Here is an 18,445-nt window from a genome sequence, read left to right on the forward strand (position 1 = left end):
TAAAATCGCCACGCAAATGGTTGGATAAGTGTAAATTAACCTACTAGTGCAAGCAAAATACCGGCAGCAACCGCACTACCCAATACACCCGCTACATTGGGGCCCATCGCATGCATCAGCAAGAAATTATGCGGATTACTTTCAAGGCCAACCTTATTGACCACGCGCGCAGCCATCGGGACTGCAGATACCCCAGCTGCGCCAACGAGCGGATTAATGGGGGTATCGCTAAACTTGTTCATGGTTTTAGCCATTAATACACCTGCTGCGGTACCAATTCCAAAAGCCACGGCACCCAGCGCTAAAATCCCCAACGTCTCAACCGTTAAGAATTGATCAGCGGCCAGCTTTGAGCCCACCGCCAGTCCGAGGAAAATAGTGGTGATATTAATCAACTCGTTTTGCGCCGTTTTACTCAAGCGGTCTACTACACCGCACTCTTTCATCAAGTTACCTAAGCAAAACATACCAACCAAAGGTGTTGCAGCAGGTAAAAACAATATCGTCAAACCTAGTACCGCCAGAGGAAAGAGGATTTTCTCGGTTTTTGATACATGGCGCAGCTGTGGCATCGCAATCTGGCGCTCTTCTTTCGTCGTGAGTGCTTTCATGATTGGTGGTTGAATAATTGGCACTAACGCCATATACGAATAGGCTGCCACCGCAATTGCCCCTAGTAACTCTGGTGCAAGCTTAGACGCGAGGAATATCGCAGTTGGTCCATCAGCACCGCCAATAATGGCGATTGCTGAAGCGTCTTGCAGGGTAAATTCAAAGCCCGGAATATAGTTCAGCAAAATAGCCCCAAACAAAGTGGCAAAAATCCCAAACTGCGCCGCGGCACCAAGCAACAGCATCTTGGGGTTGGCTATCAGTGCACTAAAGTCCGTCATCGCGCCCACCCCCATAAAGATCAGCAAGGGGAATACTCCGCTGTCTATACCAATGTAATACACGTAGTACAAGAGCCCACCGGGATCGGCAAGCCCAGCAACAGGAATGTTCGTGAGTATGGCACCAAAGCCAATAGGCACTAATAGCAACGGCTCAAAGCCTTTGGCGATCGCAAGATACAAAAGTCCGCAGCCCACTGCCATCATGCAAAGTGCAGGCACGGTGAAGTTGGCAAGCCCTGTTGCTTGCCATAAATTAAATAACCCTTCCATCACGACATCCTTATGCTAAAGACATGATGGCATCGCCAGCACTGACGGAATCGCCTTCAGAGACGAGTAGTTCTGCGACTTGACCACTGTGTGTTGCACGCACCTCGGTTTCCATTTTCATGGCTTCCATGATGAGTACTACATCGCCTTCTTGCACCTCATCTCCTGCGCGCACCATAAGCTTAAAGATGTTGCCGGCAAGTGGGGCATTCAAAGTTTCACTGGAGCTCACCGAAGTTGATTGCGGAATGAGCTCACTGTCTTTGACTTGTACTTCTTGTAACTCACCTCCCGGCGCAACCACTACATCGTATACTTTGCCATCCACTTTTACGCTGTAACGCTCAGTAGCTGATGACTTAGCTTTAGCAGGCGCCGCTGCTGCTTTTTGTTGTTTGTTTTCAACAAGCGTCGGTTTTGGCTCAAACGCATCTGGGTTATTGCGATTTTTCAAGAATTTAAGGCCAATCTGCGGGAATAATGCATAGGTAAGCACATCATCAATAACCTCGTCGGCTAAGGTAATTTGTTCCTCTTTTGCCGTCGCGACTAGTTCGCTTTGTAAACTATCTAGCTCAGGTTCAATTAAGTCTGCAGGACGGCAGGTAATAGGCTCTGCGCCTTCAAGTACTCGTTGTTGCAAAGCTTGGTCGACTTGCGCTGGTGTCGCTCCATATTCGCCTTTCAGCACGCCAGCCGTTTCTTTGGTTATAGACTTGTAACGCTCACCGGTAAGTACGTTTAATACCGCTTGCGTCCCGACTATCTGTGAGGTTGGTGTTACGAGCGGTAAGTAGCCAAGTTCTTTACGCACACTTGGAATTTCTTTTAGTACCGCGTCAAGCTTGTCACCTGCACCTTGCTCTCGCAGTTGATTTTCCATATTAGTTAACATGCCACCTGGCACTTGTGCAGATAGAATACGACCATCTACTCCTTTCAAGCTGCCCTCAAAAGCTGCATATTTCTTTCTCACCTCACGGAAATAGGCTGCGATCTCTTCTAGCTCTAGTAAATCAAGCCCTGTATCACGTTCCGTGCCTTCCACAATCGCCGCGATAGTTTCTGTTGCACTATGGCCATAGGTCATACTCATCGAAGATATCGCTGTATCGAGCATATCGATACCCGCATCTATGGCTTTTTGATAAGTTGCAGTACTGAGCCCTGTGGTTGCATGGCACTGCATTGCGATAGGAATAGAGACGGACGCTTTGAGCCCAGAGATTAACTTTTCAGCATCATAGGGTTTCAGTAATCCAGCCATGTCCTTAATACAAATGGAATGACAGCCTAAGTCTTCGAGCTGCTTAGCTTGCGTGAGCCACATTTCCAGCGTATGAACAGGGCTTACGGTGTACGAAATCGTGCCCTGCGCATGCGCGCCCACTTTGATGGCCGCTTTAATAGCCGTTTCTAAGTTGCGCACGTCGTTCATTGCATCGAATATTCTAAATACATCTACCCCGTTATGGTGGGCACGCTCAACAAACTTTTCGACAACATCATCTGCATAGTGACGATAGCCCAATAGATTCTGACCACGCAGTAGCATTTGCTGTTTGGTTTTTGGCATTGCAGCTTTCAGTGCACGGATCCGCTCCCATGGATCTTCGCCTAAATAGCGAATACACGAGTCGAAGGTTGCTCCCCCCATGATTCAACAGACCAATAGCCCATATTGTCGAGCTTCTCAGCGATAGGAAGCATATCTTCCAAGCGCATTCTGGTGGCGAGTAATGACTGATGCGCGTCGCGCAGCACTAATTCGGTTAGCTTTAACTGTGACATGCAAAACCCCTATTAATTGTTTTTTCTGTAGGCTGCAACGGCAGCGCTAATGGCTGCAATATGTGCCTGCGGCACACCCTGTGACGATGTTGCTCTGGTTGTTTTTGATCTTGTGGTACTTGGCTCTACTTCTTTAAATTGAGCAGCAAAGTTGGCCAACAGTCGCATCGCAAAAATCAAAATGGACAGAAAAACAAAAACACCAACCATACCGGTCAGCATGAGATTTCCTGCTTGCAGTAGCTGCGATCCAATATCCATTTTTACCCCTTACTTGCTGTTTGGTTTTCCTGTTCGATGTTAACGAACCGGTATAAACCTTCACTTTTTGTAGATATTTATTCACCTTATAACAAAAAATGTTCCCCTGTAAAGCGCGTTGTAAATTGGTATTACCAAAGCACTTAACTTACAAACTATCAGTGAGTTAGCTAAGAAAACATTAATAAATATGGAAAATTAACGTAATAAATATGAAAAATATTCAAAATAGCGCCAACTAATACTGAGATTTTAATGAATATAGAATGGATTTTTGATTACGCAAGATAAATTGTAAATTGGACTGACCAACAATTAACGTTTACGTTAACGTCACCCTATGTGACGCGTATTTCGCTGGATGTAGGAAAAGGGAGCTGCAAACAATTTATTCGCGTTACAGCTTTTTCAATATAGATGGGTATAATAAGGGGAAATTTTTACCAAAACGAACGTCTATGCCCTCCCTTGAACAAAATGAAAATTTATCTTTTCAAAGCCAATTTAAGTTAGATAAAGCCTATTATCGAGAGTGTTTTGAAGAGTCTGAAGCCAATGGGCTTGCTGTTAAACCGAAATATGGCTTGCTTGTACTGCTAATTGTACTGGGGCTGTTTGCTATTTACGGATTGCAGGAGCACTACGTCGGGAACTTTCTTATTCTATTGGCTGTAGTTGAATGCGTTGCTTTCTACTATCGCAAAGCTTGGTGGGTGATAAGACAGTCATATTCTCGTGCCGCCGGCAATATCGTCGAGGTTTCAATCTCTAAAGCAGGCATTAGCACCAAAGCGACACATGCCGAATTTTCTTACCTATTTGACGACTTAGATAAACTTGTTGAAACGAACAGAGGTTTTTTGGTATTTCACCAAAACAAACCGAGCTATATCAGTAAATCTGGACTTAACGAAGAAGCGATAGCCTTTTTATCTGAGCAAAGCCAGAAATAAGAAACCCCGCAATGGCGGGGTTTTTTATGCCAGTTAAACCATGTTAACTAACATCGTAATTCAGTATTTGGTCAATTACATATTGCCCGGGCTAGATTTCTCAGCCTGGATTCGCATGTAAATTTCTTCACGGTGAACTGAAACATCTTTAGGCGCATTTACACCAATACGTACTTGGTTACCTTTAACACCTAGTACTGTTACAGTCACTTCATCACCAATCATCAGGGTTTCACCTACTCGACGAGTTAGTATTAGCATTCTCTTGCTCCTGTTATTCCAAAATTTAAAAGATTCCGCGTCAAATCCATTTTAAATAAAAGTTCCTAGAAAAGTAAGCAAAAACTTCTTTTACTCTGTACTTTCCAATTCGAATTTGGCATGTAAAGCCCGTACAGCTAGCTCTAAATATTTTTCTTCTACTAGTGCCGAGATTTTTATCTCTGATGTAGACACTAATAGAGTGTGAATATTTTCTTCGGCCAATGCCATAAAAAAGAGACCAGCAACACCTGAATGAGATTTCATCCCGATGCCAACCGCTGAGATTTTTGCCACGTTAGCATTAACCTCTACCGTTGCGCCACCTAAATTTTGTGCATGTTGCGCTAAAACTTCTTCCGCCAGAATACAATCATTTGTGTGCACAGTAAAAGCATAGTCTATTTTTTTCTCACTGTGGTTCAAATGGTTAATCATATCGACTTCGATATTATGCTCACCAAGAAGAGAAAGTATATTGGCAAGATTACTAGGTTTTGCATCTACATTGTTAACTAAGATAAGCGCTTCGTCTTTGACACTCGCTACCCCAGAGACCACTTTGGTGTTTTTCATCTTACCTTCCTCATAGCTAATTAAGGTGCCGTTATCAGGAGAAAACGAAGAAAGTACGCGCAGCGGTACATTATATCGACCGGCCGCTTCAACCGAACGGATCTGCAAGACCTTAGCGCCAACACTTGCTAGCTCCAACATCTCAGAAAAAGTAATATGTGATAGACGCCTTGCATTTGGCTCTATTCGCGGATCGGTAGTGTAAACACCATCGACATCAGTATATATCTGACATTCGTCTGCTTGCAAAGCCCCTGCGATTTCAACTGCTGAGGTATCTGTACCGCCGCGTCCTAGCGTGGTGATATTACCTTCTCCATCACGCCCTTGAAATCCGGCAATAATGGTTATCCGGTTATGCTCAAGTTCTTGCTTTAAGCGGGTTGTGTCTATTTCTGTGATCCGCGCTTTAGAGAACATGTTATCGGTTTTAATACCAACCTGATCGGCAAGTAAGCTCACGGCAGAATGCCCACGCTTAATGATGGCCATCGCCAATAACGCGATAGAAACTTGTTCGCCGGTGGTGATCAACACATCTAGCTCACGAGAACTTGGACGTGCATCGATTTGTTGGGCAAGGGAAATGAGACGATTTGTCTCGCCTGACATTGCAGACAACACGACCACCACTTGGTGGCCTTGTTGTTGTGTTTTGATAACGTGTTCGGCAACCGCCTCAATACGCTCTACCGAACCTACCGAGGTGCCGCCAAACTTTTGTACAATCAGCGCCACTTGCTGATTACTGCGTTACTTCATTTAACCAAGTTGGAACACTGTTTAGTGCTGCGTCTAGGTTTTCTGGTTGTGAACCACCAGCTTGCGCCATATCAGGACGACCACCACCTTTACCACCGACTTGAGAAGCCATGTGATTAACTAGCTCACCTGCTTTTACCTGACCGACTAAGTCTTTCGTTACGCCAGCGATTAGGCTTACTTTATCGCCATTTGCTACACCTAGCGCGATGACACCTGAGCCAATCTTGTTCTTCAGATCATCGACCATGCCACGCAGTGCTTTAGACTCAGTTCCTGCAACGTTTGCAACGAGTAATTTAATCCCGTTCACTTCAGTTACAGAGTCAAGTAGCGTTGCACCCGCTGCACTTGCTAATTTGTCATTTAGTTGAGCAACTTGCTTTTCAAGGCCTTTTGACTTTTCAAGTAGCGCAGATACTTTTTCTAGCACAGATGAGGTATCACCCTTAACCAAAGCTGCAATTTCAGAAAGCACTTGCTCTTGCTCATTAACATAAGCGATAGCATCAGCACCTGTTACTGCTTCGATACGACGAACACCCGCTGCGATACCGCCTTCTGAAACAATCTTGAAGAGACCAATATCACCAGCGCGTTTTACGTGTGTGCCACCACAAAGCTCGATTGAGTATCCACCAATTGAAACGACTCGAACTTCATCATCATACTTTTCGCCAAAGAGCGCCATTGCACCTTTGTCTTTGGCAGCATCGATATCCATCAACTCAGTTTGCAAAGCAAAGTTACGACGGATCTCTGCGTTCACTGCATCTTCTACTTGCTGTAGCTGTGCTTTAGTGACGCCTTCAAAATGCGAGAAGTCAAAACGCAAACGATCTGGCAGTACCAATGAACCTTTTTGCGTTACGTGATCGCCCAGTAAATCGCGCAGTGCTTTATGTACTAAGTGCGTTGCAGTGTGGTTTTTCTTCACTCGCTCGCGGCGCTCAGCATCAATACGCGCATCGGCTTTATCGTTAACACCAATGCGGCCAACTACATGACCATGGTGTGCAAATGCATTACCTAGCTTTTGTGTGTCAGTAACCACAAACTCGCCGTTAGCCACTTTTAGTACACCTATATCACCAACTTGGCCGCCTGACTCAGCATAGAAAGGCGTGCGGTCAAGGATAACCACACCTTGCTCACCATCTTCTAACGTATTGGTATGTTGACCTTCTTTAAAAATTTCAACCACAGTGCCGGTATAGTGCTCAGCGTCATAGCCTTTAAAGTCAGTGTTTTTATCAGATTTCAAGCGCTCGTTGTAATCAGCACCGAACTTGCCAGCCGCTTGCGCTTTTTTACGCTGCTCTTCCATGCATGCTTGGAAACCGCGCTCGTCGATCGTCATAAAACGCTCACGCGCCACATCTGCTGTTAAGTCCGCAGGGAAACCGTAAGTGTCATACAGTTTGAACACTAAATCGCCTGGAATAACGTCGCCTTCAATACCTGTAAGGCTATCTTCTAGAATAGTTAAACCACGGTCTAAAGTTTTACCAAACTGATCTTCTTCAATACGTAGTACTTTTTCGATAATTGCTTGTTGCTTAACCAGTTCTGGGTAAGCTTCACCCATTTGCTCAGCAAGTGCAGCGACTAACTTATAGAAGAAAGCCCCTTTTGCACCGAGTTTATTACCGTGACGAACTGCACGACGAATGATACGACGCAGCACGTAACCACGACCTTCATTCGATGGCATGACGCCGTCAGCAATAAGGAACGCACACGAACGAATGTGGTCAGCAACCACACGTAGTGATTTATCTTCTAAATCTTGAGCATCTGTTACTTGTGCAGCTGCTTTAATCAGCGCTTGGAACAGGTCAATCTCATAGTTTGAATGCACACCTTGCATAATTGCAGAGATACGCTCAAGACCCATTCCGGTATCAACCGACTGCATTGGCAGCGGTTCCATTGTGCCGTCTGCATGACGGTTGTACTGCATGAATACTAAGTTCCAGATCTCAATGAAGCGATCACCGTCTTCTTCTGGTGAGCCCGGAGGTCCACCCCAAATGTGCTCACCGTGGTCATAAAAGATTTCAGAGCAAGGACCGCAAGGACCCGTGTCGCCCATTGACCAAAAGTTATCCGCCGTCGCAATACGGATGATCCTGTCTTCAGGAACACCAACTTGCTTTGACCAGATCTCAAATGCTTCGTCGTCTTCATGGTAAACCGTGACTAGTAGCTTTTCTTTTGGCAGCTTGATCACATCCGTAAGGAAGCCCCAAGCAAACTTAATTGCGTCGGTTTTAAAATAGTCACCGAAGCTAAAGTTACCTAGCATTTCGAAGAAAGTATGGTGCCTTGCGGTATAACCTACGTTTTCAAGGTCATTATGTTTACCACCAGCACGAACACAACGCTGTGAACTGGTTGCTCGCGTATAAGGGCGTTTTTCCGCACCCAAGAATGCATCTTTAAACTGCACCATACCAGCGTTGGTAAACAGTAAGGTGGCATCATTACCCGGAATTAACGAGCTTGAAGGCACCACTTGGTGCTGTTGTTTAGCAAAGAAATCTAAGAAGCTTTGCCTGATTTGTGCGGTAGTCATATGCTGCATGTGATCATTCACCCTTTATTTCTTCTTGCTCTGCTGCAGTCATTGCAGCTTCAATTGCAAAATCTATTTCATCAAAACTAAAGCCACGATAACTCATGTAACGTACGCGCTTAGTTTTTTCTTTATATTCTATCGGTTGTGCGCAAAGACCGTACTTTTTTTCATAGGTTTTTGCGGCTTGCATGTACCAATCAATTTCACGCTCGGCGATTAGTGTATGCAAAGTCTCTCGGCTCACACCCTTTTGCCCTGCATCCATTAATACACGCTTTTCTCCAAGTCCTTTTGCAATCTGGCGGTTTAAAAAACTCTCAGCATAGCGGTCGTCATTAACGTAATCGAGCGACTTTAGCCAAGATACCAATTGTTCCGCGACTGCCGCTGTAGCCCCTTTTTGCAGTAGCTTTTGCGTCAGTCCTGATTCAGAGTACTCTTGTCTCGATAGTAACCAAACCGCATAGTTTTTTAGCTTTTTAACTTCTTGTTCATCCATCAGGCGTCAAAGCGTCCTGAGTCAGACTGAGAAATGTCAGCATTTTCATCATTTTCCTTCTTTTCAACGATAATTGGCATAAACATCGCCTGGAAAGAAACAAAAAAGCCTATCATGGCGACTGGCATGATAATAATCGCCGGGATCATCGATAGCGGTATAGAAGCGACGATAAGCGCTGCGACGACTAAGCCGTAAATACTCAGAGCAGCCATATTATGATAAAAAGCGGCAAGCGAGCACTTCATCGCGTGAAAAATACGTTTTTCACCTTGGAAAAAGACCTGTGGCACAACAAAAGCAAAGGCCATCATAATGACCGATTGTGCAATCACAAATACTGCAACTTCGGCAAAACTAATATTGCTCGCGATAAGCCCGATAAGTTCATTCGGATCGGTGTTTGGGCCAACACTCTCTAGCGCACTCGCCACATCACTGAATAGCACACCGGCAACCATAGTCAGCAACAGTGCACCTGCCATTTGATAAATACCAACTCGGAACAAGTGTAATCGACGGCCTTTTGCTGCAAAAGGCTCAAAAATGTCTGCCAACTTTATTGGTTTATTGATCTGTTTATTGATAACGGCAAGATAGAAGCCTGCACTTAAGAAAGGACCAGACAAGGCAGCGATAATATGAAAAATAGGTGCGAACAGGGGTAATAGACTTACTACCGCCATAAAAATGTACATCAGCATGAAAGTCATAGGCTGGGTTTTGAAAATTGCCCACCCGGCTTTTAGCCACTGCACGCCCATGCTTGCTTTGAATGTTCTAATTGGTGTCGACATAGTCCACTTAATTTAAGCTATAACGTCTTTGATTATACTGATTACCGCGTCGAGTGAAAAGGCATGAAAGGCGGATTTGTCAGCGCTTTTTAGCATATTTTAAACAAATACTGGCGGTAGACGTAACCTACTTGAGCATCTTAAGTTTGAAGGGATTGGAATGAGAATAGAATGTTTGATATTACAAGCCAACCGAAGCACTTATCTAGTCGGCTTGTTGTGATAAGCATATACGCTTAGGCTAATCCGCTTTTGAAATCTTTTTGATATCCAGCATATGCGCGCCATGTTGGATCTTCGTTTTTAGATACTGTTCATTACCAGAAACCCCTGCCTTAACATGTGCCTGAGTACCAACGACTTCATCGACGGTAATACCAGCTTCTCTTAACGCCTTTAGCTTTCTTGGATTGTTCGTCATTAACTTAACATGGTTTAACCCTAGCGCTTGAAGCATCAATACTGCATCAGAGAAATCTCTTAAGTCATCTTCAAAACCGAGGTGATTGTTTGCCTCATAGGTGTTCATCCCTTGCGATTGCAATACATAAGCATCGATTTTATTGTACAGGCCAATGCCACGACCTTCTTGGCGCAAATATAATAAAATGCCGCCTTGTTTATGCATCGCCTCGATACATTCATTTAGCTGTTCGCCACAATCACAACGAGAAGAATGAAAGACATCGCCGGTTAAGCACTCAGAGTGCATACGAATTAGGGGGACTTGCTGCTGACTGTCTGCGCTATTAAATACCAGCGCAACATGTTCTTGGCCATCTTTTAGCCCTGAAAAAGAAACTATTTCTGCAGGGATATTACTATGCTGCCCTACATTCAGCTCGACTCTCGCTCTTACTTCTGCCACGTCTTAATCTTGCCTAATGTGATAATATAACAATATGCTACCATAAATGGGATATGGTGTCTCTAAGTTCATTATACAAGGGCAAGGCGGACATCGCATTGGTAAATGTCAAAATTCGAACTAGGCTATATAAAAAAGGAAAGCGAATACATTTATAACTCATGCGCTCTGTTTTTATCTGCCTACTATTTTTAACCCCATTCAGCTATGGCTCTGACATCGATTTCAGTGGCTTTGCTACGCTCAAAGCGGTTAAAACAGACTCCCATACCGCCAAAATAAGAGAGTCCATCTCACAACCCAACGGTGTAGAAAGAGATGAACTCAACTTTTCATTTTCTTCTTTAGGCTTGCAAGCCGAGTGGCATGCAAGTGACAATCTAGAACTCGTGGGCCAACTGCTGTTAAAAGAACAGCATGATAACCAAATTAACAATGCAATAAAGCTTGCTTTCTTACGCTATAATTTAAACTCAAACTGGCAAATCCGTGCGGGTCGTACTGGTTTAGACTTGTTCCTGATGACCGAGTATCGAGATATCGGTTATTCGATGGATATGGAACACCCTCCTGTCGAGTTTTATTCTATTATTCCTCATCAGAACTTGGATGGCGTAGACCTTCAGTATCGCGTGCCTCTAGAACAAGGTATCGCAAGTATCAAAGCTTATTGGGGACGATCCGAAGCGCCAATCTACAGTGATATCGACTTTTATTGGAATGTAGAGCTCAAGTCTACCGTTGGTATGGTCGCGCAATACGAAACGTTAAACTGGCTGTTTAGAGCAAACTACACAACGACCAAATCCGCCAATGAGCATGAACAGCAAAGATTGTTACGCGATGCTTTAGCGCAAGTTCCATTGCAAATTTGGCCGACCAAAAACGAACTAATTGATTCTTTATACATTATTGACGAGCGCTTTACCTACAGTGCGCTCAGCATGAGATACGATGACTCAGACTGGCTCATACAAAGTGAAATATCGTTAACAGACTCAACCTCTAACATCCTCAACCATCTCAAGGCGGGGTATGTTACCTTAGGTAAGTGATTTGGTTTAAACACGGTCTCTTTTACCTATTCTGTCGCTGAATCAGATAATGAGACAATGATTGAATCCGGTCCATTGACTCCATCACCAGAATTATTATATCTCTATGAAGAAGCCTCAACATACTCTGGTTTTTATCAATTGGATCAGCGCAGCACTTCCTTAACGTGGCGGCGCGAACTCAGCCCAACACTCGCATTGAAGCTTAACTGGAAACATACTTCTACAAATCACCTACCCAGTGCTTTCTATCTTCACAATATAGAGCAATTTAGTAACCCAGACCTTTCGTTTAACACCTTTACGCTTAGCTTTAATTGGGTGTTCTGATGAAAAGGTTACTTATTACTGTTTTCTTCCTCGTTTCATACCCTACTTCAGCAGCCGCTGATATTGCCGTCATCGTTAACAAAGACAACCCCATCGAGTCGATATCACAGCGTCAACTCATCGACATGTATATGGGAAAATACGTTGCCTTTCCTAACGGTGATATAGCCGTGACCTATGACTACGAAAAATCGCATCCATTAAGAGGCCCTTTTTTTCTGGCACTGACTGGCCGAAATGAGAGCCAAATTAACGCCTATTGGTCGAGAATAAAATTCAGCGGCAAAGTTTCTCCCCCACAATCATTTTCTTCACCATCAGCTATACTTGAAAATATAAGAAATACGCCAAATGCAATCGGCTACATTCCAGCAGACTTTGTGACGGGTGATGTAAAGGTAATCTATCAAATCGATGACTAAGTATGGATTGATTGTACGACTGGCACTCGTGCTGGTTGTCTCAACTTTTATTTTTTCAATGCTTTACGCTAAGTTATATCACGACCATATTGTTGAGCGTGAACTTCGGCGCTCTAATACTATTATCGGGCAAATTGGCCAAACCGTGTCGTCTTCTTCCTCTATTGCAACTTATCTCAATGACAAAGACCTGGCTGTAGAAGTCATTAATGGCCTAGTCAGTAACGATGTAATCTCTTCAGCCGCAATCAAAAGTGAAGAAAAGTGGCTCGCTCAAAGCGTAGGATTTAAGCCGCAAAATGCTACCATTATTAAGCTCAATCATCCGTTTTTATTGAGCGAAATCGTTGGTGAGATCTATATTCAGCCAAACTCCGTTTTTATCGAGCAAAACGCTAGGGATATCGCCCGCTCAAGCGTTCAAACCTTACTGGTCGTCATCATTCCAATCTTAGTGATATTCACGGTTGTGACACACTTTATCGTGACAAAGCCCCTGAGTAACTTAAGTAGTCAAATTGCTAGGGTTATTCCCGGAGCCCCCTTAAATTTAATCGTACCTAAAGGACATGAATCAAGCGAAATCGGTGATATTGCAAGCAATACCAATCAACTTATTGCTAAAACCGCTTCCATGTTCGAGCAAGAACGGCAACTTCGAGCTGATATCGAAATCCTTGAGAAGCGCTTTAGACTCATGTTTGAGCGCTCATCTTCTCCCACCCTACTGGTAAAAGACAAAGGGGAAGTGATCTTAGCTAATGATGCCGCTTGTGATTTGCTGGCTGGTATGGCGATTGACCTTGATGAATATTTTCCAGAAAGCTTTGGTCGCTACTGCAAAACTCCGGATATTCTTTATACCTTTACGGAGCATACTTTGGAGCTTAACCAGCCAACTCAGTCAGAGTTTGAGTTTATCAACCCCTTGACCGAGCAACTTGTTTGGCTGAGTGTCATCATGCTGAGAGTGGAAAGTAGCGGACATTTCTATTTACAGGTATTTTTATCAGATATCACGCTGAGAAAAACCGTGTTTCAAGAACTCAATAAAAAGGCTAACCGCGATAAGCTAACAGGCCTCTACAATCGCCATGGTACTGAGATCAAAATCAACGAGTGGTTAGATAACGAAACTCCGTTTAGCTTATTTATTCTTGATTTAGATGAGTTTAAACCAATCAATGATATTTATGGCCATAACGCCGGTGACGCTATGTTAAAACATATCGCCACTCAAATTAGTACTCAGGTTAGAGAACAAGATGTAGTTTGTCGTTGGGGAGGTGATGAGTTTTTGATTGCCTTGCACTGCGCCAAAAATGAAAAGCTGCAGCGCATCGCTGAAAACCTGCTAGAGGCGATTAACACCGAAATGATTTGGCAAACGCCAGAAGGGAAATCACTGCCACTGCGAGTTGGCGCGAGCATAGGTATTGCAAGCTACCCAAGAGACGCTATTGAGCTAAGCCAATTAATCGAATGTGCTGATGTCGCCATGTACACGGTTAAAAAAGACAAGAAAAACGCCTTTCAATTTTACTCATTAAGCGCTTAGTTATACCGCTTGAGTTAGTGTGTACCTATACACAACAGCACACCTAAGTCTCCTTTATCTACTGAAAGTGGCTGATCTGCTGCATCGCCTCTTGAATATATTCAAAGTTTGGTTCTTGCTCAGATGGCTTGTTCGTTTCATCGAGCGTCTCATATGTTCCCATGGGCGAGACTTCAATAATTTGCTGCTTACTCACAACCGCATATTTGTTGTAGCTGCTAAGTAGTAACCAATTTCTCTCTTTAACAGGCCCGGTTAAGTTATAACCCGTACTATAATCTTCAGGCGTGTTTTTAATCCCTAAGTACTCACTCATCAGGGTTGGTACTACGTCTAAATGACTGGTTACCGCATTTGAGGCTTGCCAACGCTGCCACTTTTCGCTTTTTGGCCCAACTACAATAAATGGCACCTTTATCTGCGGCTCAGTAAAATTACTATTGTGTCCCCAGTAATTAAGCTTGTTGTCATTTAGCTCTTCACCATGATCTGAGGTGATAATCACCAGTGTATTTTCTATATCAAGCTGCGCTAATACCGATGCAGCAAGACTATCTACAAAGTGTGTACTGGTAAGATAACGATTTAAAATTGGTTCTCTATCATAATCGTTGTCCAATAACATATGGTTAATGGGACCGTGCATTGGCTCAAACCCAGCATGGTAACCCTCAGGAACTGCGTAGCCATGGATTGCATCATAGAAAATAAAACTAAATGAAGGCTTATCTGGATCTCGCTTTGAATACCAAGAGGACCAATTATTAGTGACCTGTTTATCTCGTGCTAATACGTCATCGCCTTCAGTATGCGTTTTTAGCCCCTCAACGCGAGCAAAGACGGTTTCATTAAACTCAGGGCGAACAAGCTGAGCAGAAGAAAATATTCCAAATTGATAACCCAAATCGCGCATTCTATCCATCAATAATGGAGTAACTCGATTATTGTAAATGTCCTGCCAAGCGGTGCCAGGCAAGCCATAAAATAACCCGGTTATCCCTGTACGTGTAGAATTTCCAGTAGAAAAGTGGTGATTGAAGACCGCTCCTTGTTGTGAGAATCGCCAAATATTGGGAGTCACTTGCGCCGTAAAAGCATCATACCGCCATGAATCCAGCACCACAAAAACAATATCAAGAGGCTTCTTAACTGGCTCTACTTCAATAGGTTGTAAAGGATAGTTAAATTGTCCTTGTGTTAAAGACATTCTCTTCTGCTGCGCCAATGCAGCTTCATTTAGCAAATCATATTTACGCAAAAAAGAGTTTGCTGTTGCGGGTTTGTAGAGAGGTAAGTACTTACTGAACCCTGTGATTGGTTGATATACCGTCGCACTTGCCCAAGCATGAATTGTATTGCTCGCCAACAGGGCAATAATGGTTACGCTGGTAAACTTTCGACCAAAGCGCAGCTGCATTACGGCTCGGGGCTTACTTAACCACGTTGACAGGTAAAACTGGATCACAAATATCGTAACAAAAATAGCTATCGCTTGAGCCCATGCAATTGCTGAGAACTCAATAACTTGGCCTGCAAGCAGCATATCGACAATAACACCGTTAATATGAAACTTGTATAGCTCAAAGCACAAGCTATTTGCAATAAGCGCTACGAAAAATAATGCATAAAATAAAGCAAAGCATACGGATCTCACTTTATTTGACTGTAACCATATTAAAGGCATAGCGACAATACTCACTAACGCTGTGAGTAAAGCCATATGGCTCCACGTTGATACGGAAACGTAAAATAATGTCAGTCCTTGATAATCGGCAGGATTAGTATTTACAACGTTTATGGTAATTAAGATTGAGCAAAGAGAGTTGATAAGAACCAACCAGCCGAACTGGTGAAACCGATGACGCAATAGCACAGTTCAATTTGTTCCTTTAATAGAAAATTCGACTGTTATATTACCGTTCTGACACATTAGTGTCACATTAAAAATTGTGAAAAAGTTTAACGCCGAATCAAGCCGCTTTGTTAGTACTGTTTCAACATCGTTTCTTTATAGTTTTCTGCTTTTATTTCAACTTGATATTTGCTAGCCAGTGAATCCAGCTCCGCTTGCCACATCGCCAAATCACCCATCGTTATGGTATTGTCATCCAATTGCCATAGCTGACGAGATCCCGCATAGCTATACTGAATCGCCGTCATCGCGTCCACATCCCCCTGCTGCGCAGCCTGTTTTAACTTCGCCATTTTACGAGTGATTTTGTTCAGTGATTGCTTTAAGTCCCACACATAACTTACTTCGGTCATAAATGGGTGCGCTTTATGCTTTTTGAGCACGAGCCCAATAACGATGCAGGTCACGACTACACCAGTTAAATTCCAATGAAAATGGCTACCATCTACATCAGGAAATAATTGGATCAATAACTGAGCAACCCCTAAACTACCGATTGTTAGCGCTGCAACGCAAGCAATGATAACTTGATTTAAATGTTTGCGATAACGCGCCTTGTTGATCTCAACTAGCTTCATAACAACCTATGATCACGAAAAATTAAATAATGCACTCTGCTCCTCGTGCATTGTAATCCAAGGCCTGTAGCCAAACCAAGATACATATCAAAAAAATCTAAAAACTTTCACCCCGTTTCCGTTACCCAAACGTTCTATTTACGAAAACAACATAACGGGGATAAAATCATGACGACATTAGCCACTCTTCAACGGCATAACTCAGCAATTCCAAAACTCGCACTAGCACTTGTTGGCGCAGTTATTATTACTTTTGCCACCTTTGGCTTTATGTAAAACTTGGTTTCTCAAGAACTCACTCGCCCCATTATCGACATAGAAGTATTTGATCTTACTATTGCAGCAGATAGAGAGGACTCTCCAGTCGAAGAAAAAAGGATAATGCCAGAACCACCAAAACCAATAACGGCCCCGATTAGACCTACTGAAAATATCGTTGATACAGGAGATAATCTACAAATTAGTAGCGAGACACCTAGCTTAGATTTAGGTAAGTTTACTAACACAATGACGCTGCAATTCTCCACCGATGGGCAAGCGACTCCACTTGTTAGAAGCAACCCTAACTATCCACCTGCGGCTGCGAGAGATGGAGTGGAAGGCTGGGTAGAAATGGAGTTTGCCATTTCTCCACAAGGCGAAGTGATTGATGTTAAAGTGACGAATGCGGAACCTAAAAGAGTATTTGATCAGGCTGCTGTCAGAGCACTAAGGAAATGGAAATATAGACCACTTATTGTTGATGGAAAACCGCAACCGCAATACGCTCAGCGCGTTGTATTAGAGTTTACACTGGAACAGTAACAGCCATTGATATGTAATCAATTTGAGTCGCTGATTCACGAAGTAAACTTCTTAATTTAGCTTATTGATATTAGGGTCTATTGACCCTTGAGACTTAGGATTGCCTATGCTGAGTAGCTTGAAAATGTGGCGTGCTCGCGCCATCAGCAACGTAGAAGATCCGCTTTATGAATATGCAACAACGGGTAAAGTAAAATACCTCGAGCAAGTCATTGAGCGCTATCAAAGTGATTTATTTCACTTTCTGAAAACACAAACACAGGCGGCGTCGGCAGAAGATATATGTCAAAAAACATGGCTAAAAGTCATCGAAAAGAAAAGCGCTTATCGACAGCAGGGCCACCCCAAGGCTTACTTGTTTCACATTGCACGTAACCTGCTAATCGATTCAATCAGAGCGTCAGGTAAACTCTCTGAGTTGACAGATAGTAAAGTAGGTATGACCAACTCCAATGAGTTTACAAAAGCCTCGGAGGAACAGTGGCTATACCAGCAAATTGCTGCACTTCCTTTATTACAAAAAGAAGCGCTAAGCTTACAGTTAGAGGGGTTCAGCTTAGCTGAAATAGCACAAATTGTAGGGGCCACACAAGAGACCGTAAAAACTCGAATTAGATACGCAAAAGAGACACTTAAGTCTCAAGTGGGTGAAAATCATGAGTAATTTAGACAAATTTGACGCCAAGTTAAAAGCGGCTTACCAAGCCAACAAGCAGAACAAACCGTTAACTTTGGCTACTCGCATCAAGGTGCGACTAGTTAGCTTTGTCCATCATTTTTTGGGTCGTATAGAAACTTGGCAATGGAGCGCGGTTACTTGTTCAGTCGCTTTACTTTTCACCTTATGGTATCAAAATCAACATGTTGATATTGATAAAGAATATAACTCAAGTGCTCATTTAGTCAGCTATGGAGATTTTCAACACATCGAAACACATGAGCTACAGCAAGGCCAGTATCTTGCCCGTATAGATAAACAGAAAAAAGTGCTAGATGCTAGATTTGAGGCTACGCAACAACAAGTTCAAGAACAGCGTTACGGTCGACTCGTTGCGATTAACGATGATGCTTGGTTAATTGAAGAGTGTAATACCCATACTCTCATAGAGTTAAAACAAAGCCTACTTAGCGTGATGCCACAGCCAAAAACTAGTGTTATCAATTTTAATACGCCAGTTATGCTAGCACTGTCGACCGCCAACAACGGGCAAATTATTGCTATTGAAAGTACGGGACAAAACCAAGTTTTGGCTTGCCCCTAACTGGCGCTT

At 43.3% G+C, this 18,445-nt stretch carries 18 protein-coding genes and 1 pseudogene; 8 read left to right on the top strand and 11 right to left on the bottom strand.

All coding sequences use genetic code 11. The features are described 5' to 3' along the window. Positions 1–35 precede the first annotated feature (35 nt). The 3 genes and pseudogenes from PPIS_RS09650 to PPIS_RS09660 all read right to left on the bottom strand — a co-directional run bounded on the left by PPIS_RS09650 (position 36) and on the right by PPIS_RS09660 (position 3,218). Entirely contained in the window at positions 36–1,166 is a 1,131-nt protein-coding gene (locus PPIS_RS09650) for a sodium ion-translocating decarboxylase subunit beta (protein WP_010375929.1), read from the bottom strand. 10 nt (positions 1,167–1,176) lie between these two features. After that, positions 1,177–2,957: pseudogene (gene oadA, locus PPIS_RS09655) on the bottom strand (sodium-extruding oxaloacetate decarboxylase subunit alpha). A 12-nt stretch (positions 2,958–2,969) separates the two neighbouring features. Then, positions 2,970–3,218: an OadG family protein gene (locus tag PPIS_RS09660; RefSeq protein ID WP_010375931.1), complete on the bottom strand. Its 249-nt coding sequence runs from the start codon at positions 3,216–3,218 to the stop codon at positions 2,970–2,972. A 458-nt stretch (positions 3,219–3,676) separates the two neighbouring features. On the opposite strand from PPIS_RS09660, the gene PPIS_RS09665 reads away from it, so the two are divergent. Continuing rightward, positions 3,677–4,171: a hypothetical protein gene (locus PPIS_RS09665; protein ID WP_010375933.1), complete on the top strand. Its 495-nt coding sequence runs from the start codon at positions 3,677–3,679 to the stop codon at positions 4,169–4,171. A 75-nt stretch (positions 4,172–4,246) separates the two neighbouring features. Here the strand turns inward: PPIS_RS09665 and csrA are convergent, their stop codons facing one another. The 6 genes from csrA to PPIS_RS09695 all read right to left on the bottom strand — a co-directional run bounded on the left by csrA (position 4,247) and on the right by PPIS_RS09695 (position 10,515). Beyond that, positions 4,247–4,432: a carbon storage regulator CsrA gene (gene csrA / locus PPIS_RS09670; protein ID WP_010375935.1), complete on the bottom strand. Its 186-nt coding sequence runs from the start codon at positions 4,430–4,432 to the stop codon at positions 4,247–4,249. A gap of 90 nt (positions 4,433–4,522) precedes the next feature. Beyond that, the gene (locus PPIS_RS09675; protein ID WP_010375937.1) at positions 4,523–5,746 is read right to left on the bottom strand and encodes an aspartate kinase; all 1,224 of its coding nucleotides are present in this window, start codon (positions 5,744–5,746) and stop codon (positions 4,523–4,525) included. Positions 5,747–5,753: 7 nt separating this feature from the next. Continuing rightward, on the bottom strand, positions 5,754–8,357 hold the full coding sequence (gene alaS / locus PPIS_RS09680; RefSeq protein ID WP_026345606.1) for an alanine--tRNA ligase: 2,604 nt from the start codon (positions 8,355–8,357) through the stop codon (positions 5,754–5,756). A 4-nt stretch (positions 8,358–8,361) separates the two neighbouring features. Next, complete coding sequence (locus PPIS_RS09685; protein WP_010375943.1) at positions 8,362–8,850, bottom strand: regulatory protein RecX; 489 nt, start codon at positions 8,848–8,850, stop codon at positions 8,362–8,364. After that, positions 8,850–9,647, bottom strand: a complete 798-nt coding sequence (locus PPIS_RS09690; protein ID WP_017216307.1) for a BPSS1780 family membrane protein — start codon at positions 9,645–9,647, stop codon at positions 8,850–8,852. The genes PPIS_RS09685 and PPIS_RS09690 overlap by 1 nt, the downstream gene beginning before the upstream one ends. A 241-nt stretch (positions 9,648–9,888) precedes the next feature. Continuing rightward, the gene (locus tag PPIS_RS09695; protein ID WP_010375947.1) at positions 9,889–10,515 is read right to left on the bottom strand and encodes a GTP cyclohydrolase II; all 627 of its coding nucleotides are present in this window, start codon (positions 10,513–10,515) and stop codon (positions 9,889–9,891) included. Between the two features lie 161 nt (positions 10,516–10,676). Here PPIS_RS09695 and PPIS_RS09700 point away from each other — a divergent pair, with 161 nt between their 5' ends. The 4 genes from PPIS_RS09700 to PPIS_RS09715 are packed head-to-tail and all read left to right on the top strand — an operon-like array spanning position 10,677 to position 13,880. Beyond that, positions 10,677–11,570, top strand: a complete 894-nt coding sequence (locus PPIS_RS09700; protein ID WP_010375949.1) for a hypothetical protein — start codon at positions 10,677–10,679, stop codon at positions 11,568–11,570. A gap of 57 nt (positions 11,571–11,627) precedes the next feature. Then, positions 11,628–11,900: a hypothetical protein gene (locus tag PPIS_RS09705; protein WP_010375951.1), complete on the top strand. Its 273-nt coding sequence runs from the start codon at positions 11,628–11,630 to the stop codon at positions 11,898–11,900. Further along, positions 11,900–12,322, top strand: coding sequence for a type 2 periplasmic-binding domain-containing protein (locus PPIS_RS09710; protein WP_010375952.1), 423 nt, complete (start codon positions 11,900–11,902; stop codon positions 12,320–12,322). The genes PPIS_RS09705 and PPIS_RS09710 overlap by 1 nt, the downstream gene beginning before the upstream one ends. After that, the gene (locus PPIS_RS09715; protein ID WP_010375954.1) at positions 12,315–13,880 is read left to right on the top strand and encodes a sensor domain-containing diguanylate cyclase; all 1,566 of its coding nucleotides are present in this window, start codon (positions 12,315–12,317) and stop codon (positions 13,878–13,880) included. The genes PPIS_RS09710 and PPIS_RS09715 overlap by 8 nt, the downstream gene beginning before the upstream one ends. 58 nt (positions 13,881–13,938) lie before the next feature. Here the strand turns inward: PPIS_RS09715 and PPIS_RS09720 are convergent, their stop codons facing one another. Both PPIS_RS09720 and PPIS_RS09725 read right to left on the bottom strand, forming a co-directional pair. Continuing rightward, positions 13,939–15,753, bottom strand: coding sequence for a DUF3413 domain-containing protein (locus tag PPIS_RS09720; RefSeq protein ID WP_248694194.1), 1,815 nt, complete (start codon positions 15,751–15,753; stop codon positions 13,939–13,941). A gap of 110 nt (positions 15,754–15,863) precedes the next feature. Continuing rightward, a complete protein-coding gene (locus tag PPIS_RS09725) occupies positions 15,864–16,370 on the bottom strand; it encodes a DUF3087 domain-containing protein (protein WP_010375958.1) in 507 nt (168 codons plus the stop codon). Between the two features lie 279 nt (positions 16,371–16,649). Here PPIS_RS09725 and PPIS_RS09730 point away from each other — a divergent pair, with 279 nt between their 5' ends. The 3 genes from PPIS_RS09730 to PPIS_RS09740 all read left to right on the top strand — a co-directional run bounded on the left by PPIS_RS09730 (position 16,650) and on the right by PPIS_RS09740 (position 18,436). After that, positions 16,650–17,174: an energy transducer TonB gene (locus PPIS_RS09730; RefSeq protein WP_248694193.1), complete on the top strand. Its 525-nt coding sequence runs from the start codon at positions 16,650–16,652 to the stop codon at positions 17,172–17,174. Positions 17,175–17,280: 106 nt separating this feature from the next. Beyond that, complete coding sequence (locus PPIS_RS09735; RefSeq protein ID WP_010375960.1) at positions 17,281–17,838, top strand: RNA polymerase sigma factor; 558 nt, start codon at positions 17,281–17,283, stop codon at positions 17,836–17,838. Further along, positions 17,831–18,436, top strand: a complete 606-nt coding sequence (locus tag PPIS_RS09740) for a hypothetical protein (protein WP_010375962.1) — start codon at positions 17,831–17,833, stop codon at positions 18,434–18,436. The genes PPIS_RS09735 and PPIS_RS09740 overlap by 8 nt, the downstream gene beginning before the upstream one ends. Positions 18,437–18,445 lie beyond the last annotated feature (9 nt).

It is taken from the genome of Pseudoalteromonas piscicida (genome assembly GCF_000238315.3).
In the GTDB taxonomy this organism is placed as follows: Bacteria; Pseudomonadota; Gammaproteobacteria; order Enterobacterales; family Alteromonadaceae; genus Pseudoalteromonas; species Pseudoalteromonas piscicida.

What these genes read in the sequence shown, in the direction of transcription:
- PPIS_RS09685 (WP_010375943.1), bottom strand. Translation starts at nt 8,850, where the DNA reads ATGGATGAACAAGAAGTTAAAAAGCTAAAAAACTATGCGGTTTGGTTA.
- PPIS_RS09710 (WP_010375952.1), top strand. Translation starts at nt 11,900, where the DNA reads ATGAAAAGGTTACTTATTACTGTTTTCTTCCTCGTTTCATACCCTACT.
- PPIS_RS09735 (WP_010375960.1), top strand. Translation starts at nt 17,281, where the DNA reads ATGCTGAGTAGCTTGAAAATGTGGCGTGCTCGCGCCATCAGCAACGTA.
- csrA (WP_010375935.1), bottom strand. Translation starts at nt 4,432, where the DNA reads ATGCTAATACTAACTCGTCGAGTAGGTGAAACCCTGATGATTGGTGAT.
- PPIS_RS09725 (WP_010375958.1), bottom strand. Translation starts at nt 16,370, where the DNA reads ATGAAGCTAGTTGAGATCAACAAGGCGCGTTATCGCAAACATTTAAAT.
- alaS (WP_026345606.1), bottom strand. Translation starts at nt 8,357, where the DNA reads ATGCAGCATATGACTACCGCACAAATCAGGCAAAGCTTCTTAGATTTC.
- PPIS_RS09715 (WP_010375954.1), top strand. Translation starts at nt 12,315, where the DNA reads ATGACTAAGTATGGATTGATTGTACGACTGGCACTCGTGCTGGTTGTC.
- PPIS_RS09705 (WP_010375951.1), top strand. Translation starts at nt 11,628, where the DNA reads ATGATTGAATCCGGTCCATTGACTCCATCACCAGAATTATTATATCTC.
- PPIS_RS09660 (WP_010375931.1), bottom strand. Translation starts at nt 3,218, where the DNA reads ATGGATATTGGATCGCAGCTACTGCAAGCAGGAAATCTCATGCTGACC.
- PPIS_RS09740 (WP_010375962.1), top strand. Translation starts at nt 17,831, where the DNA reads ATGAGTAATTTAGACAAATTTGACGCCAAGTTAAAAGCGGCTTACCAA.
- PPIS_RS09650 (WP_010375929.1), bottom strand. Translation starts at nt 1,166, where the DNA reads ATGGAAGGGTTATTTAATTTATGGCAAGCAACAGGGCTTGCCAACTTC.
- PPIS_RS09665 (WP_010375933.1), top strand. Translation starts at nt 3,677, where the DNA reads ATGCCCTCCCTTGAACAAAATGAAAATTTATCTTTTCAAAGCCAATTT.
- PPIS_RS09700 (WP_010375949.1), top strand. Translation starts at nt 10,677, where the DNA reads ATGCGCTCTGTTTTTATCTGCCTACTATTTTTAACCCCATTCAGCTAT.
- PPIS_RS09690 (WP_017216307.1), bottom strand. Translation starts at nt 9,647, where the DNA reads ATGTCGACACCAATTAGAACATTCAAAGCAAGCATGGGCGTGCAGTGG.